This is a genomic window from Neobacillus sp. NPDC097160, assembly GCF_044762155.1.
Lineage (GTDB): Bacteria > Bacillota > Bacilli > Bacillales > Cytobacillaceae > Neobacillus.
The window spans coordinates 26906-52086 of the sequence record NZ_JBIWDU010000028.1 but is presented as its reverse complement, the minus strand read 5'-3'; the positions used below and the strand labels follow the sequence as shown (position 1 = coordinate 52086).

At 38.0% G+C, this 25181-nt stretch carries 26 protein-coding genes and 1 pseudogene; 12 read left to right on the top strand and 15 right to left on the bottom strand.

Features of this window, described 5'->3' with window-relative positions; genetic code table 11:
• Nucleotides 1–84: 84 nt before the first annotated feature.
• The 8 genes and pseudogenes from ACIQXV_RS27415 to ACIQXV_RS27380 all read right to left on the bottom strand — a co-directional run.
• Entirely contained in the window at nt 85–1302 is a 1218-nt protein-coding gene (locus tag ACIQXV_RS27415) for an FRG domain-containing protein (protein ID WP_402964846.1), read from the bottom strand.
• An 876-nt stretch (nt 1303–2178) separates the two neighbouring features.
• Nucleotides 2179–3483 (bottom strand): replicative DNA helicase, encoded by a 1305-nt coding sequence (gene dnaB, locus ACIQXV_RS27410; protein ID WP_402964844.1) that lies wholly within the window; start codon nt 3481–3483, stop codon nt 2179–2181.
• On the bottom strand, nt 3470–3817 hold the full coding sequence (locus ACIQXV_RS27405) for a hypothetical protein (RefSeq protein ID WP_402964841.1): 348 nt from the start codon (nt 3815–3817) through the stop codon (nt 3470–3472). Before ACIQXV_RS27405 ends, dnaB begins: the two co-directional genes overlap by 14 nt.
• Nucleotides 3804–4559 (bottom strand): conserved phage C-terminal domain-containing protein, encoded by a 756-nt coding sequence (locus tag ACIQXV_RS27400; protein ID WP_402964838.1) that lies wholly within the window; start codon nt 4557–4559, stop codon nt 3804–3806. Before ACIQXV_RS27400 ends, ACIQXV_RS27405 begins: the two co-directional genes overlap by 14 nt.
• Before the next feature lie 310 nt (nt 4560–4869).
• The gene (locus ACIQXV_RS27395; RefSeq protein ID WP_402964836.1) at nt 4870–5295 is read right to left on the bottom strand and encodes a hypothetical protein; all 426 of its coding nucleotides are present in this window, start codon (nt 5293–5295) and stop codon (nt 4870–4872) included.
• 285 nt (nt 5296–5580) lie between these two features.
• A complete protein-coding gene (locus ACIQXV_RS27390) occupies nt 5581–5877 on the bottom strand; it encodes a hypothetical protein (protein WP_402964833.1) in 297 nt (98 codons plus the stop codon).
• 228 nt (nt 5878–6105) lie between these two features.
• Nucleotides 6106–6603 carry a DoxX family membrane protein gene (locus ACIQXV_RS27385; protein ID WP_402964830.1) on the bottom strand — a complete coding sequence of 166 codons (498 nt, stop codon included), beginning with the start codon at nt 6601–6603 and terminating at the stop codon, nt 6106–6108.
• Between the two features lie 361 nt (nt 6604–6964).
• Nucleotides 6965–7117 (bottom strand): annotated as a pseudogene (locus ACIQXV_RS27380) (CueP family metal-binding protein); the annotation flags it as partial.
• A gap of 240 nt (nt 7118–7357) precedes the next feature.
• On the opposite strand from ACIQXV_RS27380, the gene ACIQXV_RS27375 reads away from it, so the two are divergent.
• From ACIQXV_RS27375 to ACIQXV_RS27365, 3 genes are all read left to right on the top strand, one after another.
• The gene (locus tag ACIQXV_RS27375) at nt 7358–7693 is read left to right on the top strand and encodes an ArsR/SmtB family transcription factor (protein ID WP_402964828.1); all 336 of its coding nucleotides are present in this window, start codon (nt 7358–7360) and stop codon (nt 7691–7693) included.
• A 43-nt stretch (nt 7694–7736) separates the two neighbouring features.
• Nucleotides 7737–8735, top strand: coding sequence for an NADP-dependent oxidoreductase (locus ACIQXV_RS27370; protein ID WP_402964825.1), 999 nt, complete (start codon nt 7737–7739; stop codon nt 8733–8735).
• 434 nt (nt 8736–9169) lie between these two features.
• Complete coding sequence (locus tag ACIQXV_RS27365; protein WP_402964822.1) at nt 9170–10012, top strand: SDR family oxidoreductase; 843 nt, start codon at nt 9170–9172, stop codon at nt 10010–10012.
• 557 nt (nt 10013–10569) lie between these two features.
• Here ACIQXV_RS27365 and ACIQXV_RS27360 read toward each other — a convergent pair.
• Both ACIQXV_RS27360 and ACIQXV_RS27355 read right to left on the bottom strand, forming a co-directional pair.
• Nucleotides 10570–10905 (bottom strand): TerD family protein, encoded by a 336-nt coding sequence (locus ACIQXV_RS27360; protein ID WP_402964820.1) that lies wholly within the window; start codon nt 10903–10905, stop codon nt 10570–10572.
• A 177-nt stretch (nt 10906–11082) separates the two neighbouring features.
• Nucleotides 11083–11475, bottom strand: a complete 393-nt coding sequence (locus ACIQXV_RS27355) for a hypothetical protein (protein WP_402964817.1) — start codon at nt 11473–11475, stop codon at nt 11083–11085.
• A gap of 105 nt (nt 11476–11580) precedes the next feature.
• On the opposite strand from ACIQXV_RS27355, the gene ACIQXV_RS27350 reads away from it, so the two are divergent.
• Complete coding sequence (locus ACIQXV_RS27350; RefSeq protein ID WP_402964814.1) at nt 11581–12552, top strand: TRM11 family SAM-dependent methyltransferase; 972 nt, start codon at nt 11581–11583, stop codon at nt 12550–12552.
• Nucleotides 12553–12809: 257 nt separating this feature from the next.
• Here the strand turns inward: ACIQXV_RS27350 and ACIQXV_RS27345 are convergent, their stop codons facing one another.
• The 3 genes from ACIQXV_RS27345 to ACIQXV_RS27335 all read right to left on the bottom strand — a co-directional run bounded on the left by ACIQXV_RS27345 (nt 12810) and on the right by ACIQXV_RS27335 (nt 16973).
• On the bottom strand, nt 12810–14081 hold the full coding sequence (locus ACIQXV_RS27345) for an amidohydrolase family protein (protein WP_402964812.1): 1272 nt from the start codon (nt 14079–14081) through the stop codon (nt 12810–12812).
• A 369-nt stretch (nt 14082–14450) separates the two neighbouring features.
• Entirely contained in the window at nt 14451–15545 is a 1095-nt protein-coding gene (locus ACIQXV_RS27340; RefSeq protein ID WP_402964809.1) for a mechanosensitive ion channel family protein, read from the bottom strand.
• Nucleotides 15546–16010: 465 nt separating this feature from the next.
• Nucleotides 16011–16973 (bottom strand): helix-turn-helix transcriptional regulator, encoded by a 963-nt coding sequence (locus tag ACIQXV_RS27335; RefSeq protein ID WP_402964806.1) that lies wholly within the window; start codon nt 16971–16973, stop codon nt 16011–16013.
• Nucleotides 16974–17082: 109 nt separating this feature from the next.
• Here ACIQXV_RS27335 and ACIQXV_RS27330 point away from each other — a divergent pair, with 109 nt between their 5' ends.
• Nucleotides 17083–17562 carry a GyrI-like domain-containing protein gene (locus ACIQXV_RS27330; protein WP_402964804.1) on the top strand — a complete coding sequence of 160 codons (480 nt, stop codon included), beginning with the start codon at nt 17083–17085 and terminating at the stop codon, nt 17560–17562.
• Between the two features lie 22 nt (nt 17563–17584).
• Nucleotides 17585–18049, top strand: a complete 465-nt coding sequence (locus ACIQXV_RS27325) for a phage tail protein (protein ID WP_402964801.1) — start codon at nt 17585–17587, stop codon at nt 18047–18049.
• A gap of 139 nt (nt 18050–18188) precedes the next feature.
• On the opposite strand, the gene ACIQXV_RS27320 is transcribed toward ACIQXV_RS27325, so the two are convergent.
• Nucleotides 18189–18560 carry a winged helix-turn-helix transcriptional regulator gene (locus ACIQXV_RS27320; protein ID WP_402964798.1) on the bottom strand — a complete coding sequence of 124 codons (372 nt, stop codon included), beginning with the start codon at nt 18558–18560 and terminating at the stop codon, nt 18189–18191.
• A 205-nt stretch (nt 18561–18765) separates the two neighbouring features.
• Here ACIQXV_RS27320 and ACIQXV_RS27315 point away from each other — a divergent pair, with 205 nt between their 5' ends.
• Nucleotides 18766–19980 (top strand): MFS transporter, encoded by a 1215-nt coding sequence (locus ACIQXV_RS27315; protein WP_402964796.1) that lies wholly within the window; start codon nt 18766–18768, stop codon nt 19978–19980.
• A gap of 41 nt (nt 19981–20021) precedes the next feature.
• Complete coding sequence (locus ACIQXV_RS27310; protein ID WP_402964793.1) at nt 20022–20864, top strand: aldo/keto reductase; 843 nt, start codon at nt 20022–20024, stop codon at nt 20862–20864.
• A 391-nt stretch (nt 20865–21255) separates the two neighbouring features.
• Here the strand turns inward: ACIQXV_RS27310 and ACIQXV_RS27305 are convergent, their stop codons facing one another.
• Nucleotides 21256–21372, bottom strand: coding sequence for a hypothetical protein (locus ACIQXV_RS27305; protein WP_402964790.1), 117 nt, complete (start codon nt 21370–21372; stop codon nt 21256–21258).
• A 206-nt stretch (nt 21373–21578) separates the two neighbouring features.
• Between ACIQXV_RS27305 and ACIQXV_RS27300 the strand changes: the two genes are divergently transcribed.
• From ACIQXV_RS27300 to ACIQXV_RS27285, 4 genes are all read left to right on the top strand, one after another.
• Nucleotides 21579–21902: an ArsR/SmtB family transcription factor gene (locus ACIQXV_RS27300; protein ID WP_048678279.1), complete on the top strand. Its 324-nt coding sequence runs from the start codon at nt 21579–21581 to the stop codon at nt 21900–21902.
• 20 nt (nt 21903–21922) lie between these two features.
• Complete coding sequence (locus tag ACIQXV_RS27295; protein ID WP_402964788.1) at nt 21923–22888, top strand: TIGR03571 family LLM class oxidoreductase; 966 nt, start codon at nt 21923–21925, stop codon at nt 22886–22888.
• 31 nt (nt 22889–22919) lie between these two features.
• Entirely contained in the window at nt 22920–23927 is a 1008-nt protein-coding gene (locus ACIQXV_RS27290; protein WP_402964785.1) for an LLM class flavin-dependent oxidoreductase, read from the top strand.
• A 155-nt stretch (nt 23928–24082) separates the two neighbouring features.
• Complete coding sequence (locus tag ACIQXV_RS27285) at nt 24083–25108, top strand: LLM class flavin-dependent oxidoreductase (RefSeq protein ID WP_402964782.1); 1026 nt, start codon at nt 24083–24085, stop codon at nt 25106–25108.
• The last annotated feature ends 73 nt before the right edge of the window (nt 25109–25181 follow it).

Sequence of the window (25181 nt, the reverse complement as noted above, 5' to 3'; positions counted from 1 at the left end):
TTTCTATCGTTACGGGCTCCTATAACCTCTATAAGCGACCTTTCTCTCTCTTTTTCTTTATTGAATCTTGAATACTATCCATTTTTAGATTATCCCTCCCACAATCTCTTCATAATTAAATTTTATCGACTTCACAAGATTATCTTTATCAGGGTATATATTTTCAAATGTTATTCCTAAATGGAAAAGTTCAATTAATATGTCCTTTTTGAAGTTTTTATTTATAACAGCGATATTACAATTTTCTGCTAGTCTTTTCTTGAAGCTATCTTTATTTAATTCATTTTCAGATATATTTAAAAAACATCCCTTTTGAAAATGAATTCTTTCATTTAGATTGGCTAATTTTATAAAAAATGAACGAGATTTAAACTCTTCTAATGACTTTATTTGTTCTTGTGAATCAAAATTTATAAGTTTTTCATTTCTGTTTATTGCTGCATAATTATAAGCACAAGCGTCAATAAAAAATACAATAGAGTGGTTTCCCACATAATTGAAATCCTCTATAGCGAATAATAATGAAATTAAATGCGCCTCTGTAAAATCTAAATAATTTGTTGGCAATCCAAAATGTTGGCCCTCAGCTCTTAACTCTTCATTTGATCTATTTTTAATATCTTTTTCATAATAGAGCATTTTCTGCTTAAAGTTACTTTCATATCTTTTGGCATGTATATCATGATCTTCTTGATAAATTCTATGTAATGATGGAGTTAAATCATAACTACAATCCTTTTGACCCCTTGATACAAAATTAATAGGCATATCCAACTCAGATACAAATTTTATGTATTCAGTTAAATTATTAATGATTCTAACTTTTGTTGGTGATAATCCAAACTTTTTTGCTAATGTTCCCTCGACATTCGCTTCGCTCCAGCAATCCTTTTCTATTCTTTCAATTACGAATTTCTGTAACAAATTTAAACTGATTTCCAGAGATTGTTTTTCTTTTAATTCATCTATTTCAATGATATCTTTTAAACTTATTGTTTCTAGAATATCATTGGAAATTTCTATATTAACTTCTTCAATTTGTTGTTCTTCAACCAAAGTTGAGATTTTAATTAGCTCTAAGTTTTTAACAATTCTATTTTTATAGTTCGTATCTTTCGTTGGGAATTTCCCCTCAACTAAATTTTTAATTTCTTCACTTTTCATTAATTTCAAATCAGCTATTTGATCTGGGTACTCTTTTACCATTAAATTAATTAATTCCTCATTATGTTCCGGGTCAATTACTTGATTTATTATTCTTTGGTCTTCAATGAGACTTAATAATATTACCGGCTCAGTCACAATGCAACATCCTTCCATAGTAATTAATTACTACCAGGAATATTATACCTTTTTTTTGATTTTATACATACAATTTGGTTACATTTATATAGTAACAAAATAACTCATAATACCTAGTTCTATTATTTTCATCTTAATTCTAAATAAGGTTTTCATGAATTTTCTTTACAACATTTATTCATTGCAATTCTATAAAAGTTTCCTACATAAACCTTTCCGTGTTTTATTTTGACTTTTTTCATATAAAAATCCCGAAATGTCTTTTGCTCATCTGAATTTGCTATATAAGTTCTCGCTGATGAATAGACATCTTCCATCACCATATTGGGAAAGCGAAATCTTTATGAACTAACCAGCACATTTTAGTAGCTTTATTAACAACATCAACCAAGTTAATGAACTCAATACTAAAATTGAAACTGTCAAAGATAATGTCAAAAAAGTTTATGATATTACTTTTGCTCATTATTCCTTAATAAGAGATTTAGAACCCATTTTATATTAGAGAATTCAACAACGATGTTATTGATTTAGAAAACTTCGTGCAATTCTTTAATGGTGTATATTAAGATTCTGAAAATATGTCATCTTATTTGTTAGAAATATTGGAACAATGAAGTCAACTTTAAGCTGAAATGGACTGGAATTTTATTCAAGTTTATAACTAATAAATAAAAACAGCACCTTCCTCTTGGATGGTACTGTACCTATTTTCCACAATAAACCTCATTTACTTATGATACGGCTCCCCTTATCTAATCTAATAATAAAAATCCAGCGGAACGGTTCTTGCAGTTTGGACTGACCTCATTAAAAACCATGAAACAGTACCTGTGAACTTCACTATTCTTTTCCCATGGTTAATTTCCCCTACCTCTACTTCCCTAAATGAACAAACCTCCCAAATTTCTTGTTAAACCCTAGTTCCACTGTTCCAGTAGGCCCATTCCGATGCTTGGCAAGAATGATCTCCATCCTATCCTTTCGTGGAGAATCATTCGTATAGTAATCATCACGATAGAGAAAAGCAATCAAATCAGCATCCTGCTCGATTTGTCCGCTTTCCCTCAAATCAGATAAGATCGGCCGTTTATCTTGGCGGCTTTCAACCCCACGGCTCAGCTGTGAAAGGGCAATAACGACCACATTCAATTCCCTCGCCATCGTTTTTAAGGCTCTGCTTATTTCACTAATCTCTGCCTGGCGGTTTTGTTTGTATTTCCGATCACCCGCGATCAGCTGCAGATAATCAATCACGACCAGGATCCTTTTTTCACGATCGTACTCCCTGCGAATCTTGCGGAGCTTTGACCAGATAAAAGGGACGTCCATCCCTGCCCGGTCAAAAATATGTAAATTGGCTTTTGATAACGTTGCGATACTATCCGTAAAATGCTGCCAATCGTCCTCTTGAAACTCCTTTTTTGAGTTCTTCATTTTGAGACTATCGATGCATCCTGTAAAACCAGCCATGCGTTTCAGCAGCTGTTTTCTTCCCATTTCTATGGAAAATACGACACTTACATCTTGAAATGCCGCATGCAACGCCAAATTCAAGGCGAATGCCGTCGTTTTTCCCATACTGGGGCGGGCACCAATGATCACTAAATCAGATTCTTGGAACCCTCCCGGAAGTTGGTCTAAATGGGAAAAGCCAGACGGAATGCCGACGATCTCGCCCAGATTCTTTTCGCAGTCCGCAAATAAATCCACTAGCGTCGGTGTAATATCACCATTATCTTCATCGGCTTCATCCTCCTCGACGGCCATTAATTCGTGGATCCCATCACTTAAGGTCTTACTGATATCGGACGCTTGCGCCTGCTCCATTATTTTTCCGGCAATCTGTATGGTCTTTCGTTTCTGGGCATATTCCCTGACCAGTTTTTCATAGGAATGAAAGTTGGCTGTTGTCGGTACACTTCCGGCTAATCGGGTAATATAGCTAACCCCTCCCACCATTTTAAGGTTCGGAAGCCCTAGTTCCTTCACAACAGAGATAATATCAATCGGCTTGCCTTTTTCATCCAAACTGCGGATGGCTGTATAAATTAGTTTCAGTTTCCAGGAATACAGCTGTTCTGGACGAATGGTGCATTCTTTCACCAATTCCTCTTCTAAAAAGAACGCTCCTACCAAAGCCTCTTCTGCTTCTTCATTAAATGGCTCAATCCCTTCCATCTTTTGTCCCCTTGTCAATCCCCAAGATGGCTCTCATTTTTGCCAACTCTCTTTGAACGACTATTTCACTCCCAGGTTTCAGCCTTGAAGTTCGTTTCATTGTCTCTTCTGCATTTGGAATCGTCTTTGAAATCGTAGACTTTGAGATCAAATCCGACACTTTGGGTGGAAAGGAGGACGCCTTTACAAAGGCCAACAGGTTCCCTTGTATCTCGTCAAAGGTGTAACCCTTAAACACTTCATGCCACAGGTTCACTTTCTCTTGGTTCACCTCAAACTGATCATAAAAAATAGCAATTCTCTTTACTAATTCAAAGGTCTCACGCTTCATCATCTAAATCGTAATCCTCCTCGTTCAAGGATTTCTTGAAGGACTTTTGGTTAAAATAGGATTCAAATTTGCTGCCAAATAACGTTGCCGGCCTTAGGTATTTACACATTCGCGGGTCATGCATCCATTCAGCAGTCTTCAAATCTATGACCTTTTTAAAATCTTCCACAGTAAATCCTTCTCGTATTCTTGCTCTGATCATTTCCTGTGTTTTATATGTACTGGGTTTGTAGTCTGCTTTTGTTTTTTCATTGAGGTAATGGATGATCTCGACGACAGGAGTTTCTTTCTCTGAAGTGCTCTCTGAAGTGCTCTCTGAAGTATTCTCTGGTATTGCTTGGTTCAGGCTTGTGTCCTCCATCGTGCAGCCTGACGTACTAGCTGATTCAGTTTGAGCCGGCGACTGCTCAGATTCTGTTGGCTCTACTGTTTCCAGACGTTCATAATCGATCGTATACCACTTGGTCTTATCGATTTTCAATTGATTAAAATTACCTGAAAGTAAGTAGCCTTGAGCCTCGAGTGAGCGTATCGTCCGTTTGATCGTACTCTCTGACCAAAATGGAAGCTGCTTCTGCCAATCCTTATAGGTATTGTAGATCCATTTCCGTCCCTCGATGACATGCCTGCTGGATATAATCCAATAGTGGATTTGCTGGAGAACCACCGCTTCATTTAAACCCAGCCTTACTGCCAATGAAGGAATAATCATCACTGGCGACTCATTAATTAATAATTTACTCATCCTCTCTCACCCTTTCCTTTAAGCCGAATCTGAATAAACCATCTGGAACTTCCATTTCATCAAGTTGATTCATCCATCGGACCATTGCTTTCACTTCTTATATATAGAGGAAGGGCGAAAAAGGACAGGTGCTTTTTACTATTTTTCAACAAAATTAAAAAGGCCTTATACGATGATGGATAGGGCCCATTTACTCTTTACATGTTGGTCGAAATCTCCTCCGTGCCAGATTATTTCTGAGACTAAGTGAAGACTATGGTAGAGATGTACAGATTTTGAAGTAAGTTCTTTTGAAACACCAAAATCCAGCTTAATGCCGGATCTTTTTTTGTCGTTCCGTTAAAATGGCTTGAATGATTTCCATATGAAAAGCTGCCCACGCTTTTTCACGAAAATGGATGATGACACTTAAGGCCATCAAAGCCAAGTAAACGATACTAAAGACAGCCCAAAGTCGGCTCCCACCATTAAACAAAAACTCCGATAATTGCTTAGAAAAAAGCAGTAACAACCAAGGTGCTGAGGAAACTAAGATGGGGATAATGCCCGTCCCACTATTTTCCTTAATCATTCGATAATAAATTAATTGTAATGTAGAACTGTCGAGTGACCTATATAAATCCTGAATAGCTTGGATTTCTCTATATTCCTTCATTTGATGAATGGACTGGCCATCATCAATAGTATTTTTAAGTCTAAGAAAAACCTTGTGAGCATCCCCACGCAATGAAAACATCTTCTTGTCCGCCCCCCTCATAAATGGGATCAAACTATTCTTTTATTCCTTAGGATTATCATATCCATCAAGTTCTTATTCTTTTTTGATTGATTTTGGCTTTAGACCTTTTATTAAAAAAGGGCTCTGTCCCCCACTGCATTAACACTTCATTACCCTAGGGTTCAGTTATCGGCATTCAATTCAGGTATTCACCTTTTAAAAAAAGAGTCAGCCCTGCCGATTTCACGTGATGGGGATGACCCTTTTTTAGTTCAATATTTCTCATATAAACCAAGTAATTCACTACTTCAAATGTGAAAATCTTTGATTCTGCCTTATTCCGGTATATTCAAACTTTATCTGATATGTTTTATCACGCACGCAACCAAAAATTACCAAATCTATCGATGGAGTCTTAACTATTTCATTCAGCTCCACATTGCCATCCGTATCTTCGATGTAGAATTGAAGATTTTTATTAAAAATAAATCCAATGCTCCCTTTATTGGATTCATTCCACTCAGAATTTTTATCAAAAATGAATTCAATACCCCCTATTGGATTTATTCCACTCAGAATTTTTTTCAAAATTGCATCCAATACCCCTTATTGGATTCATTTCACATAAGTTTTTTATGAAAAATGAATCCAACTTATCTAATTGGGATTCTTACTTCGCACTATCCTCTCAGATGATGATGCCAAACAAAAATTAAAAGACCTTAAATCAAACATTTAATAGTTAAAATTAAAATCAGGCAGTCTTAGTGATTGCCTGATTTTCCATGGTTATTTTGAAGTAAGTTACGTTATTTGAAATCGTAACAGCTATCGAGCATTTTCGGCAGGTTTTTCATGACCTATTTTGAAATAGCCTTTGATAAATGGAACCGCAAATCGGTCAAGTCCAAAGTAGTAAGCACCGGCTCCTGCGAATAAGAGAATCATTGCTGCTGTATAAAGTATTGGATTAGTGCTTGTTGTACCAGCTAACATAAAGTTTAAGTTCATGAAGGCTCCGGCAATTAAAGCTGGAATTGTTGCTAAACCGACGATTAAACCAATACCAACAAGTAATTCTCCCCAAGGTATTAATACGTTGAAAATATGAACGTTTGGCATTGCAAATTGTTGTAAGAACTCAGCATACCATCCTTGAACTGCTGGATGATCACCAGTTGCATTTGCAAGAGCACCTTTTAGGAATCCGGCAGCATCAAATCCGCCTGTTATTTTATGAAAACCTGCCTCAATCCATTGTAAGCCAAGCCATATTCGTAAAACTGTCCAAACACCTGCTGTTAGAGGGGTTTTGTACCATCTCATCACAATCATCTCCTATTAGTCCTTGTGAAATATTTCACAAGTTTATTGAAAAATTTTTGTGTCCCCTTTCGTTAAGGGGCTGATCAGCTAGCTGGATTTTGTAGTGAAGTTTGTGATTGTTTTCACTATCTTCTCTACACTTTAAATATACTCAGTTTGGATCCAATTGGCAACGACTTTCACAGTTTTTTAACATATTAATGTTAGAAATATGAATTTAATGTGAACAGTTGGTTTCATCCAGCAGATGAAAGCAAATTCAAAAAATTGGTTAAAAAGGGGTAGTTCCCGCACGTGAAATTGGCAGGGGACTGACCATTTTTTAGTTCATATATACGACTCATATTTACTAAGTAATTCACTACTTCAGCTGCATGGTTGTAATACAAGTAGGATCACCTTCCAAAGTGGCAATCTCTGATTCTGCCTTTTTTCCGTCATATTCAAACTTTATCTGATCCGTTTTATCACGAGGCAGCCAAAAATCGATAAATCCATTAGATTGGGTCTTAACTTTTTTAAAGGATCAAGTGGGATACTAAAGTTGCTTTATTTCTTAGAGTTATCATCAAACATAGTCCCCTTTTTTAAGTTGATAAACATTAAAAGTTAATGATGCTTCCCCTCTAAGATGTATTCGTCTCGATTTGCTTTCTCAATATTGCACCTAACATAACAGTAGTATATTGTTGTATTCGACGATATGGTTCATCAACTTAAACCATTAAACCGATTATTGGAGGTATTTTACTGAATGAATAAACAGGACCAACTAAATATGATCAAAGAGGGTTTTATTAATTGTCAAAAAGTACTATTGGCAATTGGTGATGAAACACGTCAATCGATCTTGTTAGTTCTAATGGGGACGGATTGTCAAACAGGATTACGTGTGGGTGAAATCACTGAACAAACACATCTTTCTCGACCTGCTGTGTCCCATCATCTTAAGGTTTTACGAGATGCCGGTATTATTTTAATGCGTAAAGAAGGGACAAAAAACTTTTATTATATTAATGTACGTACAGAATTAGGTTTATTAAGAACGCTTGTGTTGGATATTGATAAGTTCATGCAGAACTTTTATTGAAATGATGGAATTTAAACCACACATTATTTTGGAGGTATAGGCTATGAGAGCAATGGTTATTGATAGGTATGGGAAAGTTCCAATGCGCTTGGCAGAAATGCCCACACCTGAAATTGGTGAATATGAGGTACTCGCAGAAATTCATGCAGCTAGTATTAATCCTGTTGATTTTAAGATACGCGATGGGAAAGTGAAATTGTTAGTTAAATATAAAATGCCTCTTATCTTAGGGAATGACTTTTCTGGTGTCGTTGCAAAGGTTGGCGCAAAAGTGACTCGTTTTAAAGTTGGTGACGAAATATATGCACGTCCACGTAAGAGTAAAATCGGTACTTTTGCTGAATATATCGCTATTCATGAAGATGACATCGCCTTAAAACCTAAAAATTTGAGCTTTGAAGAAGCAGCATCGATCCCGCTGGTTGGGTTAACCTCCTATCAAGCCCTAACAGACATTTTGCAATTACAAAAGGGACAAAAGATTTTAATTCAGGCTGGGGCTGGTGGTGTCGGTACCTTTGCTATTCAACTGGCCAAATTAATGGGTGCCACTGTTGCAACGACTGCCAGTGAAGCTGGTGGGAATTTAGTAAAATCTCTTGGTGCAGATGAAATAATAAATTACAAGACGGATAAATTTGAAGAGATACTGAAAAACTATGATGCTGTATTTGATACACTTGGGGGCGAGATTCTCGAAAAATCATTCGAAGTGATAAAAAGCGGAGGAAAAATTGTTTCCGTTTCGGGATTACCGAATGCTCGTTTTGGTAAAGAATATGGTTCCGGATTTTTTAAAACATTGTTGTTTTCGGCAGCAAGTCATAAACTTACTGCGCTTGAAAAAAAGCATAATGTTCAATATACGTTTTTGTTTATGAAGCCAAGTGGAGAGCAATTACGTATAGTCGCAAACTTTATTGAGACTGGTAAAATCAAACCTATAATTGATAGAGTTTTTCCTTTTGAAGATGCTCAAAAAGCGATAGAATATGCGGAGTCAGGAAGGGCGAAAGGGAAAATAATATTAAAAATCAGATAGTTGTAAAACGAAGCAAAAAATATATCCTAACTTTCCATTTTTTCTTTTTAATGATTCTATAAAAGTCACTCCCTTTTAATCAATCTTTTCAAAATGGAGTCTTTTGTATTGATGTTAAATATGGGGTAAAGGTAACTTTTCGATCAATTTTTATTCTAAAGCTACAAACGATCTTCAACGAACAGACGCTTTAATTAAATAAGTGTTTATTTTTAAATAAGGCTTTATATACAGATTTTATGCATAACTTGTATATAAAGCCTTAACTCCTTTTAGTTGCTTAATCTACCACAGCCTTTTTATTTCCCCTTCTTGAAGGAATACCTTTTCCCTTCCTCTATATAATTCTTTGGATAGGATATATTTTCCTGATGATAATCATACCCTTTATCAGAATCATTCATCATAGGAAAAATCAGAGAGGAGTGTATGTAATGGGTTTCCCACCTCAACATCAAAGAAAGCCTGGAATTGAATCAATAATGACACCCAGGCCAATATTTGATAACCCCAATTACAAACCAGCCGGTAAACTAAAGAATAAGGTAGCTCTCATAACTGGTGGCGATAGTGGCATTGGGAGATCTGTAGCTGTCACCTTCGCGAAAGAGAGTGCAGACATTGCAATCTCATACCTAAATGAACACAGCGATGCAAAAGAAACGGAGTTCTATGTCAAACGTTACGGGCGTAGCTGTATTACCATTCCAGGTGATATTGGGTATGAGCAGCAATGCCAACAAGTTATAATGCAAACGATTCACCAATATGGTCGAATTGACATTTTGGTTAATAATGCTGGTGTAGCATACGTCAGGAACAGTCTGCTAGAGATAGATTCGAGTCAACGAGCAAGCACTTTTCACACAAATGTTTTTTCGCAGTTTATTTTGACGAAAGCCGCTCTGCCATTCATGAATTCAGGGAGCTCCATAATAAATACAACATCCATTAGTGCGTTTCAGGGAAATCAAGATTCAATTGACTACTCGGCATCAAAAGGAGCCATTGTTTCATTTACACGTTCGTTGTCACTGTCACTGGCATCGCAAGGGATTCGAGTCAATGGTGTGGCTCCAGGTCCAATTTGGACTCCATTTATTCCATCTACTATACCTCCAGAACAGATTGCCACATTTGGAGATCATGTTCCCATGAGGCGAGCAGGTCAACCGTTTGAAGTGGCACCTGCTTATGTATTCTTAGCCTCCGACGACGCATCTTACATATCAGGACAAATTTTGCACGTTAATGGAGGAGAAATTGTTAACGGTTAATACAAAACTATTTTAATTCTAATTAAAACAGGATATTTCCTTACACTGTTGAATGAGTTATTCCTAACTAATTAGTTCGTGATATTTTCCAACTATCACACTATTTTAAACTCTAAAATCTCGATAAGTTACACTCACTAATCCCATAAAATTAACAATCCCTTAATGATAATTTAACATGAAAACAATTCCATATAAGCCATTTTTCTCATTATTCCATTATTTATTCTATTAGATTAACAAGTGAAAAAATTTTGTTAATAATACTATTCTTATAAGCTTTCTTTCTATAAATTGAGCTTCTTGATGGATAATCGCTCGAGATTGACAATAGGGAAGTTACGAGAAAAGGCCCAACAATTCTTAAATAAATGAATAATTTAAGGTGATTCCATTGAACTATTTTTTGAAAAAAATAGTTCAAATACATTATTTTTTCGAATTTTTACATTTTTTCACAACAACCTTACATACTCTAAACAACCATCCACTACTATGAAAGTTGAAGTAACTAATCTTAGGATGGAGATGAAGAGGAATGAAAGAGAAAAAGATATTTAGAGGCATGAGATCTCGCACAATTCTACTATCTGCTTTACTTTTGCAGGAATTTTATTAAAAGTAACCTGGAATTGTTGCCGATTATGATTTACACCCACTATTTTTGTTACCGAACCACAAGAAGATGAAGGTTGTCCATAAAAAACAAAATCTGCATCACTTCTAACCTTCCCATTCCCTGCTAATAAAAATGAAGAAGCATCAAGTTCAATATTGGCAGAGGAATTCCATCCAACCTCCACATTCACTTTTGTTATCTGCGAATTTGTCTTTGTAATATCTGCTTTTTGCCCTTTAACCAACGAAAGTGACATCTGTAGACCTACTTTCATTTAAGATTTACCTTTATAATAATGTAAAATGTTTACTTTTTTCATATATTTCCGATCAATTTAAAAAATCTAAGAGCCTGATCACCAGTAAGTTAATGGGTAGAAACATCAGGATCAGGCACCTAAATAAGTTCATGTAGACTTGTTTATTAAACTTATAATGGCAATGAAAAGCCCTTACATAAAATCCAATGGCTTCTTTGATTTTTTCCCAATATAAATTAGATAATCTCGAATCGGATAACAAACATGTTTATCAGGCTGATTAAAGGTAAACCCTGCATTCTGTTTCTTGATTTCTTCATTAATTGTTACTTCTAGTTTACCAACTTCTTCCGAGAAACTAGCAAATACGTCCTTTACACTTTCATCTTGCTTTAATTCGTTAACTAGAGCTTGTGCCTCTGAAAAATTTTTTTCACTTACAAGAGTTTTTACTTGTTCTACTTTCTCCGTAATAGCTTGAACCTGCTTCTTGCCCTGATGATTGAATGTCAGAAAACCAAAGGAAAGATAAATGGGAAAAGCTTTATGAACAAATAATCTATGAAAATACGAAAAGCAAGTCAATCACACCCAATTAAAGGCAATTTTAAATAATGCCCTTTTTCTTGGTATAATAGAAGATAAATGTTTTTAGATAACACTTGAGGTGAAGATGAAATAGAAAAATTAATGATTGATCATGCCCTGGATACTACTCAACAAAAAGGAACGACCTATATATATACTTATGCCTGCTCAGAGGATGAACTCTCTTTATGTGCGTTGGAATTACGCTCATTATTCGGCGAGGTCTCCCAATCAAACCTCTTGGAAAGCTTAGTAAAAATTGATCCAAGTCGAAGCCCTTTTATAAAAGAAAGAATTAGTGTGATATATGAAGCGGAAAGCCTGGACAATCTTTATCAGCAGGTAGAAGCTTTGCAACTAAGCGGAGCAACCTTTAAAGTCACTTATGTGAAAAATAATAGTCAGACTAAAAGCGAAAACGAAGGATTCGAGAAACGGCGTGCCATTGAACGAGAGATTGGATTACATGTCAACGGAAAAGCAGATCTACGTCACCCTGACAATTCTTTTGGTGTCATGCATGTAAACGGACGATGGATATTTGGTCAGTATGTGAAAAGTGAGTCGGTTTGGTTTCGTCATCAAAAGAAGCCAAATGGGTACTCCACTGCCCTCAGCACACGTGTTGCTAGAGCGGTGGTGAATATCGCCATTCCTAATCCAAAAGGGATTAAAGCCATTGATCCTTGCTGTGGAATTGGTACTGTCCTAGTTGAAGCCCGGTCAATGGGCATTGATATAGTCGGAAGCGACCGAAATCAGCTAATCCTTCCTGGTGCACGAGAAAACATGGCACACTTTGGTCTTACAGGAGAAATAAACTTGGCCGATATTCGTGACATCACCAATCATTATGATGTAGCCATTATTGATTTGCCGTATAATCTGTGTTCGGTAATCACCCCGGAAGAACAGCTGGAAATGCTCCAAAGCGCACGTGGGTTCGCCGACAAAGTGGTCGTGGTGACCGTTGAACCCGTCGATGAAATCCTATTAAAAGCAGGTTTTTCGATTATTGACCGTGGTGTTGCTAAAAAAGGATTATTTAGTAGAGAAGTGATTGTTTGCCATTAACCTGAGCTCCACTTGGAACCCATTCATGAATGTAAATCAAGCATGGGTTCCATTACTTTTGGGCAACTTCGAGGGAAGGTGCCTCCCACTTCGTTAACACCTTATTACACTGGGAGTCAGGCACCAACCTTTCGACAGGTATGCTGATTTTATCCAGATAGATTTACGTATGCTTTGGTAAATGAAAAAGATCCCCTTTGTTCTTAAGCAAAAGGGGATCTTACCTTAGGGAGTGTATCTATTTCTACTATGTTGCATTAACTTACGGGATTAAGATCGCCGGAAGCTAGTGTTCCCTTATGTAGAACAGCAGCACGCCTTGGCAGACGGGCAACAGCTTCGGCAGAACAGCTTGCTGGCACGAGAACAGCGGTAGCTTCGTCCCCTTCCTTCGGCCAAACTTGGGTGCCAATTTCATTCAACGAGGTAATTCCGCCTGTAGCTAAGGACAGTGCACGTGATAGTTTGTATTCGTTATTCCATCCATAAAGCTGTGCCGCTAGATGTGCCTTCTGCAATATGTCCCCAATCCCGAATGGAGACCAGTGATCAGTAATACTATCATTCCCTAGCAGGACGTTAACCTTATGCTGCTGTAGCAGTGGAATCGGCATAACGCTTTTTCCGATTGGTACGGATGATGCAATCGAGATCCCGAGTGATGCAAGAAGATTGACCAATTCGACATCTTCCCCAGGCATCAAGGATGCCAGTGAGAATGCATGACTAACCGTTACTTTTCCATGCAGTCCAGCCTGTTCTGTTAAATCCGCCAATCGCCTAATTGCTTTTAAGCCTGTTTCACCGCCTTCATGAAGATGGATATCGATGCCTGCATTATAGTCAACCGCAATTTGGACCATCGTATTCAGCGATTTTTCCATATCTCCATCAACCACGGTTGGGTCTAGTCCGCCAACATGAGTTACCCCTAGATTCATTGCCTCACGGATCAGTCCTTCTACATTTGAACGCAGCAAGCCGTGCTGAGGAAAGGCAACGATTTCATGCGAAATTTTATCTGAGTAGTTCGCTAATGCGTTTTTCAAGTTTTCAAGATTTTTCAACCCTACCGCTTGATCGATGTTACAATGACTTCTAACATACGTTGTACCATAGCTGAGGATTAGTTCAATTAATTTCTCTCCACGTTCCTGAGCAGTTGGCAGTAGCTCTGGCAGCAATGTCTGTTCAAACGAAATCATATCAAAAATACCATTTTTTGTAGTATGTGCCGCTCTCCAAGGACCGCCATAATATGTTTTATCCAAATGAATATGCATATCTTTAAAAGCAGGAAGCAACAGCATCCCTTTCGCGTCAAAACAATTGATGCTGTTAGGATATGGAACATTAGTTTCAAGAATTTGAGCAATTTTCCCATCAACAATTTGTAGGTTTCGCAATACGGTTTCCGTTGCAGCCACCATGCCATTTTCATACGTGTATCCATTTTCCAATCGAACATTTAATAACATGTAAGAACTGTTTTTGTCTGGTTTTTTGATATTTCCACTTACCTTTTCCATCTACTTTTCCTCCCTTATGTAAAAATCCAAGTTAGTATAGTCTTTTTCCCCAAAATTCACATCGGTCACACTAACCAAAGATCCTCCTAATTAGTTAAACAATTTGAATAGAAAATTACGAATATATTGGACAATCGCCTAAGATGAGAGGGGCTTCTGCTAGCTTGCCTTTAGATGGGTTTACTATTTCAGTTAATTCTTACGGAAAAAAGTGCCTGGAAGCGGAGCGCCTTTCGCTGCAATCAACAGACAAGTTTCAAAGAACCATAAACAAATAGGGTTGCCCTAAAAGTTATACTTTTGAGACACCCTTTTCAGCTTGTTAAAACGGAATAAAAATCATGAATCCTAGTGTAGAATTAAGGCACTTCACTTTAAAAACTCCCATCTAACTTTACTATTCCCTTCAGATTTTGAATCTACATATAACTTTCTATTAGGTATTGCAAGGGAAACCCCTTCATTATCAAGGATATCCATTATTTTATAGTTGATTTCTTCTTTTACTGTTAAAAAATCTAACCAGACTGTTGTTTTTGTGAAAAAATAAATGTAAATATCTAACCCATCTGTTCCATATTTATCAAACTTAGTAATGGCTGTGTCTTGGTGGATTCCAGAGTGAGTTTTCAGCATATACTCTATCTGTTTAATTACAACTTCTAACTTTTCTTTTGGTGTTTCATACGTTACACTTAAATTGAACACAAGCCGCCTTTTTCCCATTTTACTCCAGTTAGTTATTGTTTCATTTGCTAATTTTGCATTTGGTACTGTTACGAGCGCTTGTGCAAATGTTCGTATCCTTGTACTTCTAAAAGTAATCGTTTCAACTGTACCTTCTACGCTAGGTGTCAAGATCCAATCTCCAATTGTAAAAGGTTTTTCTGTAATGATTATGACTCCTCCAAATAGATTACCGATTGCATCCTTAGCAGCTAGGGCAAATGCAAGTCCGCCTAATCCTAAACCTCCCACCAAACCAATAACGTTATAATTAAATTCTTCTGCAATCCCACTAAAGATGACAACCACAATGATAACTCGCAATAGTTTAGATAAGAAAGGGATGAGAATTTCATCAATTTCAAAATCAAACTTTTCGTTAAGCTTTGCAAAAAGAAACGTAGATGAAGACGAAAAGTTAAACAACCCCCAACCTACAAGAAAGATAATAGAGGATTTTACTAACTTCATAAATAACCCATGTGTATGATCAAAATAAGGGAAATACCAAGCGGATACATAAATCCCCAATAGAATAAACAGCCACTGAATTGGTTTTTCGAATGATAAAAACATGTGCGAGAAAAAAGGATGATTTTCTTTTCGAATCCCTTTTACGATCAGAGCAATGACATACTTGGCAAATATCTTCCGAAAAAGTAAGAACAGCAAAAAGATACCTACTGAAATTCCAACATCTTTTATGAATTCGTATGAAAAGAATAATTTCCATGACATAACGATTCATCTCCTAAAAATTCGCTACCTTAAAATTATCTGTTCTTCTAATATCTTCAGCTTTCTTAATTTGGTTGAAACAAGTAGTACAATAAAGCAATTGAACAAATACAATTTTGTAAATGTTAAACATCCTATTATGGACTACTTTTATTATTCACGATTCTGACCGAAAGTAGCCAATAATAAAATGCCAAAAGAATCTGTCCCACTTTCTACATTTTGGGATGTCAAGAAGTCCGCTCCTACCTTTTTCTAAAAAAGCTTTTTGAAAATAAAAGTAGTTTACGGGTAGCGTTAAGAATTTACCAGAAATTCAATAAAGTACTGTGCTGATAAAAATGCTATTAATCTTTTAGAGTATTTCCGACATTCAGAAATCCTTATCTTTCCTGGGTGTGCGAAAATAAAGAGGAACTGGCAACTGGCCAAGCTCAAAATTATTTGGGTTTTAACTAGCACTGCTTATGGGCAGAATAACCATAATCTCTCTTGTAAACCTTCTAGGACTTCTTCTGGCACTTCCCTGATCTTGATATCCCCACCTAGGAAAAGTAGCCAATTTGTTATTTCCATCATTTCTACGGGATTATTAACATTGATAAAAGTTTTCAGAATGGCTGTGGTTTGGTAAGGATTCGTATAGGAAATTGAAACCTTTAAAGGATGGTATTTTTTGAACTGGGCAATCGCCTTTGGACCAAGTTCAAGAACAAGGTTAATTATTTCCCCCTGCTTACTTAGTTTTTCTAAAATCTTTTTCTTACTTAATCTTTTCTTCGTAGGGTATGGTTTGACATTGGTGAGATTGTCGACAGGAAAAATCCTCCTCTTTTCATCCTTTAAGTCAAAGCCTTCAATTAACCAAAGGCCTTTTTCATGATAAAGGTGCAAGAGATAAATTGGATAAGACTTTATTACCTTCTCTTCATTGATAGTAATCAATAAATAGCTATCCAAAAGAAGGATTTGGATGAGTTTTTCTAGCATCGGATGGGGCAGGTCTGACAGTTCAAGCAGGTCAGGATTATTGGGGTTGGTCCCTTCAAAAAGCAAGATTTGATTCAAAAGAACAAGGTCATCCTGCTGGTTTTCTGAGATGAGGCCTAGTAATTTTTCAGCAAGAGACTGACGGCTCTTTAGATAAGGGAGTTGTTGATTTCTTGTGGCCATAAAGGCAATAAAGAGAGCTTTAATCTCATTATCGGTAAAGCGGACAGTGGGCAGGACAGAATTGTTCATGACAAAATAGCCCCCATCCCTTCCAACTTCAGCGACAAGCGGCATCCCCATGGCTTCAATTTCTCTAATATCTCTAATAGCTGTCGAACGAGAGATGTTAAATTCTCGCATGATTTCAGAAATTGTGAAGTTGGCGCGATTGTTGATATACCGCATGATCGTATTAATCCGTTCAACTTTTTTCATCGAGGCCTCCTAAACAGTATCATTTTTTGACATGATTTAAGGCTATTATAAACTCATCAAGTGAAAAAACAAATCATTTGATTAATTTAAAAAAAGGAAGGTTTTGAATATGACAAATTATACCCTTGAAGAAAAAGACAGTTTTACCGTTTTAGGTATTGGAACTGAGCTTAAGAGCGATTACACAGACTATGCTGGCATAACCAAGGAAAAGGCAGACTTTTGGCAGGCCGTCAAACAAGATGGAACACTTGAAACTTTAAAAGCCATTGCCGCAAATGATTACATTTTTGCCGTGAACGAAGCGGTGAATAACAAGATGATGCATTATGCTGGCGTCATGACAGAGGCATCATTACCAGAAGCAACCAGGGTGATCCAATTTCCTAAGGGGGAATACCTGGTTGTTAAAGGGGAAGCGAAGACGGCTGATGAATTGAGTAATACACTTACTGGCATTGCCTTTGGTCAGGCGTTGGCAGAAGCAAAGATTGTTGCCTATGTTGGCGGGCCAAATACAACGGTTGAGATGGGGCAGCGAAACGGCTTAGTATTTGGTGAAATGTGGATTCCTGTAGTTAGGAAATAAAGTGACAAGTGGAGGGATGAAATTGTCCTATATCGTTGATTTTAAAAATGTGTCTACTGTTGGTTTAGAGTCCTCACCTGTAGTAGAAGCTCTTGCTGGTTTGCGTGCTAATGAAGCCCGTTACTTTATGAACAAATACAAGCATGAATTTACGGTTGTGCCAGCTTGCGAAAGTCAAGAAAAACTTTATTATGTGAATCGAATTTTGAAAGAAGAACGTGATATTGAGTTTGCGGCCAAACCTTTAGAAACGTCGCGTTTTCAAGTGGAAAATATCAAATTTACCTACGTCTTTTATGAGGATGGTCTTTCGGTCAACGTTATGTATACGGTTGATGACCCTAAGAAGCGGGCCGTTGGTTTTAAGCTTTCTGAGGGGATGGAGGTACCAAAGGAGTTAGAAGGGAAGTTTAAGTTTGCTAGGCAGAAGTCGAAACTAGCTGGAACAATTCGGGGCTCGTATTTTGTCATTAAGGGTGAATATTAAAGTAAACTAAGCATTCAAATAACATAACAGCACCTCTCCATCAAATTAGAGGGTGCTGTTACTTTTTTCACAAAAACCTCATTTACTTATGATACGGTTCACCGTTACGAATAAAAAATGAGGTTTCCTAAAGATAAGATTACTTCAAATGTTCATTTAAAACATTCTCTTCTAAAACCGTAAATTTATCGCCATATACTTTCGTAATATGTTTTTCTCCCCATGCGCATAATGAGTCTAAAATAACCTTCAGGCTTGATCCATACTCACTAAGCTCATACTCCACTTTAGGGGGAATTTGATTATATACAATTCTATTAATGATTCCATCTTCCTCTAATTCACGTAATTGTTGAGTTAGCATCTTTTGAGTGATATTTGGCATCAGACGCTTCAATTCACTTGTCCGTTTCTTGCCGTGTGTCAGATGGCATAGAATCACGCATTTCCACTTCCCTCCAATCACTTCCAGGGTCGCTTCAACTGATATATTGTATTTCTTTTTCTTCATCAACTAACTCCTCCTGAATCAATGGGAACTAAAAAGTACCTATATTACTTATAGGTTCCTATATTACTTCAAAGTACGTACTTCCCAATGGCTACGATATATTCCATAATAACATTTGCCGACTGAAATGGATAGTTCATTCATTTATATCATGACCATTAAGGAAGTACATTCATACAATTTCACAATATTTAGGAGGGATCATATGTCTATCGATAAAAAACGAAGCACATTTGCACTTCTTGCCTTGGCCACAAGTGCATTCGCTATAGGAACGACCGAATTCATCAGTGTAGGGTTATTACCATTGATAGCTGGGGATTTAAAAGTACCTATTACTACAGCTGGCCTTACTGTTTCCCTATACGCTTTAGGAGTTACATTCGGGGCGCCTGTCTTAACATCGCTCACTTCCAGGATGTCACGCAAAACTTTATTACTTTGGATTATGGTCATTTTTATTGTCGGCAATAGTATGGCAGCAAATGCTGCAAGTATTGGTGTATTACTAATCGCTCGTGTGATTTCTGCTTTTTCACATGGTGTCTTCATGTCTATTGGTTCAACGATTGCTGCCGATTTAGTACCTGAAAACCGCCGGGCCAGTGCCATATCCATCATGTTTTCCGGTCTTACAGTAGCAACTGTTACAGGCGTTCCATTAGGGACATTCATTGGACAGAATTTCGGTTGGAGAATGGCGTTTATTCTTATTGTAGCAGTTGGAATCATTGCTCTGATTGCAAACAGCCTCCTCGTTCCATCTGACTTAAAAAGAGGGACTCGCATCGCATTACGCGATCAGTTTAAATTGGTGAAAAATGGACGATTATTACTTTTATTTATCATAACCGCCTTAGGATATGGTGGAACATTTGTAGTCTTCACTTATTTATCCCCAATCCTGCAGGATATAACTGGATTTAAAGAAGGTACCGTGGTTGTGATTCTGCTTCTATATGGACTAGCGATTGCTATTGGAAATATGATAGGCGGAAAGTTATCCAATCAAAATCCGCTTGGAGCATTATTTTTTATGTTTATTGTTCAAGCAGTTGTTCTTTTTGTCTTCATGTTCACAGCACCGTTTAAGCTTGGCGGCCTAATTACCGTTTTCTTTATGGGCCTTCTTGCTTTTATGAATGTTCCGGGACTACAAGTATATGTCGTCATGTTAGCAGAACGGTTTGTTCCAACTGCGGTTGATGTAGCTTCCGCAATTAATATTGCTGCTTTTAACATTGGCATTGCCTTTGGATCCTACCTGGGAGGAGTTATTACAGATTCCGTCGGACTGATTCATACTACTTGGATCGGCTCATTAATGGTTTTAGCAGCTGTTCTCTTGACTGGCTGGAGCCGGAATCTTGAAAAGAACGATCAAAAAGCGGTTAGTATACCGGGCCAAAAGTGCGCTTAAATTTCATTGTGCTCACAAAACACATTACGGAGGGTTATATTATGTTAAAAAATTTACAATCTACAACAACACTGAATAATGGAATCAAAATGCCTTGGTTTGGGATTGGGGTATTTAAAGTGGAGGAAGGTCCTGAATTAGTTAATGCCGTTAATTTTGCCATTAAACATGGTTACCGGAGTATTGATACAGCTGCCATTTATGAAAATGAAGAAAGTGTTGGCCAAGCCATCCTTGCTGGCATGAAAGAAACAGGGGTTTCCAGAGAAGACCTTTTTATCACTTCAAAAGTCTGGAATGCTGACTTAGGCTACGAATCAACCATCGCTGCATATGAAACAAGCTTAAAAAAACTTGGACTTGATTACTTGGATTTATATCTGATTCACTGGCCTGTAGAAGGCAAATACAAAGAGGCATGGCGCGCATTAGAAACACTTTATAAAGAAGGAAAAGTAAAAGCGATTGGAGTAAGCAACTTCCAAATCCATCATCTGGAAGAATTAATGAAAGAAGCAGAAATCAATCCGATGGTGAACCAAGTAGAATATCATCCACGATTAACTCAAAAAAACCTCCAGTCTTTTTGTCAAAAACATGGAATACAGCTGGAAGCTTGGTCGCCGTTAATGCAAGGCCAGCTATTGGATAACTCGGATCTTTTAGAAATTGCTAATAAATATAACAAGTCGATTGCACAAATTATCTTACGATGGGATTTGCAAAACGGTGTGGTAACCATACCAAAGTCCACGAAGGAACATCGTATTGTTGAAAACTCAGATGTATTTGATTTCGAACTTTCTAAAGAAGACATGGAACAAATTGACCGGCTTAATCAAGACCATCGAGTGGGACCTGATCCAGATAACTTTGACTTCTAATAAAAGTATAAATAGTATACCAAAAAGGCGCTTCCTAAAATCAGGCAGCGTCTCTTTGGTCTATTAAAATATTACTCGAATGAAAACCTCATTTACTTATGGTATGGTTTACCGTACCATATACTAATTTTGGAGATTGGTACCGGTTAAAACTGCTTCTATAATTACGTTTATTGGGCCTTATTGATCAAGCAGTAAGGGTGACTTACCCTTCATAATTTTTTTATTCTGGTTGAACAACCTGTACCTACAAGTACAACACCCAATCTGATTTATCTCCCATTATTGGCAATGATACCAATAAAAAGGTTCAGCTTCCGCACATGAAAGTGACAGGGGACTGAACCTTTTTTTAGTTCATATATACTGCTCATATTAACCAAGTAATTCACTACTTTAGCTGCATGGTTGTAATGCAAGTAGGATTACCTTCAAAAGTGGCAATCTTTGATTCTGCCTTTTTTCCGTCATATTCAAACTTTATCTGATACGTTTTATCACGTGGCAACCAAAAAGCTAATTGGTGTAGTTCCTTTAAAGCCGTTTTCTAGCCCTTTCTAAAGCATAATATTTGATTTTGGGTATAAAGGAAAGTAATATAGAGATATCGCAAATTATCAATATCCTTTTGTTCGATAGTTTATACGCATTCCAAGCAAAATAGATTTTAATAAGATCAGAAAGGGGCGGGCAACGTTGAATCGGGAATCAAATATGATAAATGACGAACAGGCAGTTGAAATTTTCAAGGCTCTGTCAAATCAAATAAGAGTAAATATTCTGCAAATGTTGAAAGAACCTGATAATAATTTTTCCCCGCAGGCCCATGTCATCAAAGAAAAAGGCTTTGATGGCGGGGTTTGTGTTAGTGATATTCGCAGCAAAGTAGGACTATCACAGTCCACTACCTCCCAGTATTTGTCTATCCTATTGCAAAGCGGGCTGGTGGAAATGAAACGAATCGGACAATGGACTTATTATCGGCGCAATGAGGAAACCATTAAACAGTTTGAAAAGTATATAGGCTTAAAAATATAACCTTTTAAGGAGGACCAAGAGTGAGTTTTCAAAATCATCGTGCCTATAACAGCATGTACCAGAAAGACAAAATGACACTCGGATTTATCCTCCCGACTGCCAGGATGTCTAAAAATCCGATTATGGAGAATCAGCTGGAGCTTGCCCGTAAAATTGAGGAATATGGCTTTGCTTCATTATGGCTCCGTGATATTACGATGCAGAATTTGAATATTGATGATAACGGCCAAAAGTACGATTTATGGATTTATTTGACGTATCTTGCTGCCTATACGAAGCACATTGCGTTAGTGACAGGAAGTGTAGTTCTCCCTTTGCGCCACCCCGTCAGGGTAGCCAAGGAAGCTGCATCAATCGATCAATTGTTTCCAGGTCGATTGATTATGGGAGTGGCATCAGGGGACAGGGAAAAAGACTTTACAGCTTTAGGGATATCTAAGCAAGAAAGCGGTCCGTTATTTAAAGAAAATTTCGAAATTCTCGACCGGCTGTTAAAAGAGGATCAGCCGACTATCCACAGCCACGCCGGGCTGATCGATGGTACAGATATGAGGTTAATCCCAAAGCCTGTATCTTCGATTCCGACCATGGTGACTGGATTTAGCAATCAGTCTATCAATTGGATAGCCAGGAATGGGGATGGGTGGCTTCAATACCCAAGAAGCATTATTCAACAGGCGCAGCTTATCCAGGATTATCGTGCTTTAACTGAAGTTCATGCTCCAGGAGATTTCAAACCCTTCTCTCAAAGCTTATTCATCGATTTATCGGAAAATCCCGATGAAATTCCTGTCCCCATACCCTTAGGCTATTCCGTGGGAAGAAACCGTTTAGTTGATCTACTTCATCAATTTCAAGCGATTGGTGTCAACCATTTGGCGTTTGTTCTGTATTTTTCCAAGCGCTCTCCAGAGGAAGTAATCCAGGAACTTGGAGAATTTGTTTTACCCTACTTTCCAACCCATAAAGGTACAGGCCAGCTTTAAAAAATTAAGTTGTATAAAAGGAGGAAGAATTATGACAAAGAAAATAGAACTTTCAGTACTAGATCCCTCCCCAATTGTCGAGGGAGGGTCAGCCGAACTTTCCCTTCAAAACACGCTTGATCTAGCAAAGAAAACAGAGCAGTGGGGATATAAACGGTTTTGGCTTGCTGAACATCATAATTGGGCAGGAATGGCGAGTTCAGCATCCCCGATCGTAATTGGACGAGTAGCCTCTGTCACGGAAAAAATGCGTATTGGATCAGGCGCAATGCTGCTTTCCCATTATTCTCCTCTTTCCGTGGCTGAGCAATTTGGAACATTAGAAACCTTCTTCCCTGGCCGGATCGACCTTGGATTGGGGCGGGCACCTGGCACCGACCAATATACAGCAAATGTATTGCGGCAGCGGGTTGCTGGTGAACCTGAATTTGATGCCCGGCTTGAGGAGCTTATCGCATATCTTTATGGTACAGGAACAGCCACTAAGAATGGTTCATTTAGCTTTCACGCCATTCCCGGCGAAAAAACAAATGTGCCAATTTGGCTGTTAGGTTCAGGGTTTTATAGTGCACAATTGGCTGGAATACTTGGGTTACCATTCTCTTTCGCGGGACATTTTGCTCCAGGTAACATGATGGAGGCCATAAGTCTGTACCGGGATTATTTTCGTCCGTCTCAATTTTTGGAGGTGCCTTATGTACTGTTAGCCGTTCAAGTGGTGGCTGCTGATGAGAAACAGGAGGCACAAAGGCTTGCCACTTCGATGTATCAAAAATTTCTTTTGTTAACCCGCGGACAGCCTTCGCCCATTTTGCCTCCTGTTGATAATATGGACGGGCTTTGGAACGATAATGAACGCAGGGCGGTTGAAGAACAGCTTTTCACTTCCATCATCGGGGACCCTGCAGGTGTGAAGCAGCAGCTCCATGAGTTAATAGAAAAGACTGACGCTGATGAAATTATGGCTCATACAGAGATTTTTGATCATAAGGCACGGCTACGCTCTTATGAAATTTTGGCTCAGGCTGCAGTAAAATAAACAGTGTCTAGTCCAATAAAGGATGTATTTTCTGCAGATATTAAATCTGTTAAATTAATGTTATTTAGATTGAAGCAGAAAAGAAGACAAAGAAAACAACCTGTAAATTCTTTTAGAGATTTGAAACGAAATTTTTAAAGAAAGAAGATGAGCATATGCCTGAAAATGATACAAAACAAATTACGGATATTCCATTCTCGGTCCTGGATCTCTCTCCAATTGCAGATGGGAGTACGCCTGCTGATTCTTTTCGCAATACTTTGGAGCTGGCCCGGCTCGCTGAAAAGCTGGGGTATAACCGATATTGGCTCGCTGAGCATCATAATATGCCATTTATTGCCAGCTCTGCAACATCGGTAGTCATTTCCCATGTTGCAGCAGGTACATCAAAAATCCGGGTAGGTTCAGGCGGCATTATGCTGCCGAATCATGCACCTCTTGTTATTGCTGAGCAATTTGGTACTCTGGAATCATTATATCCAGGACGTATTGATCTTGGCTTGGGCCGTGCACCAGGCACTGATCAGCTTACCGCACGTGCATTAAGACGTGACTTGAGAAGTTCAGGAGAAGATTTCCCTGAGCAGCTGGCTGAGCTCCGTAATTACTTTGACCCTTCCCTGGCACAAGGATATAGTCATGTTAAAGCAATTCCGGGTGAGGGATTAAACATACCTATTTGGCTGTTAGGTTCAAGCGGATACAGTGCCCAGCTAGCAGGAGAGCTTGGACTGCCGTTTGCATTTGCGAGCCATTTCTCGCCGCATAACACACTGCCGGCTATCCAGCTGTATCGCCGTTCGTTTAAGCCTTCTAAAGTACTGGACAAGCCGCATGCAATGGTAGGGCTAAACATCATTGCGGCCGACACAGATCAAGAAGCTGAGCGACTCGCTACAACATTGCAGCAGCAGTTCTTGAATTTGATGCGCGGGAAGGAAGTCCCATTGCAGCCTCCAGTGGATAATATTAATGATATAGCGAGCGACTATGAAATAGCTGCTCTTGAGAACCAACTAGGAACTTCGATTGTCGGCAGTCCTCAAACCATAAAAGAAAAGCTGGAAAAGTTTCTGGATGAAAGTCAAGCCGATGAAATCATGGCAATCGCCCAGGTTTACGATCATAAGGCCCGCCTCCATTCCTATGAAATATTGGCAGAAATTACTCAGCTAAAATAGGTCAAAACTGGCCGATCCTTATGGCAAGCTTTTAATGTATCTCTATAAATTTTTTTGTATAGAATATAAAAAT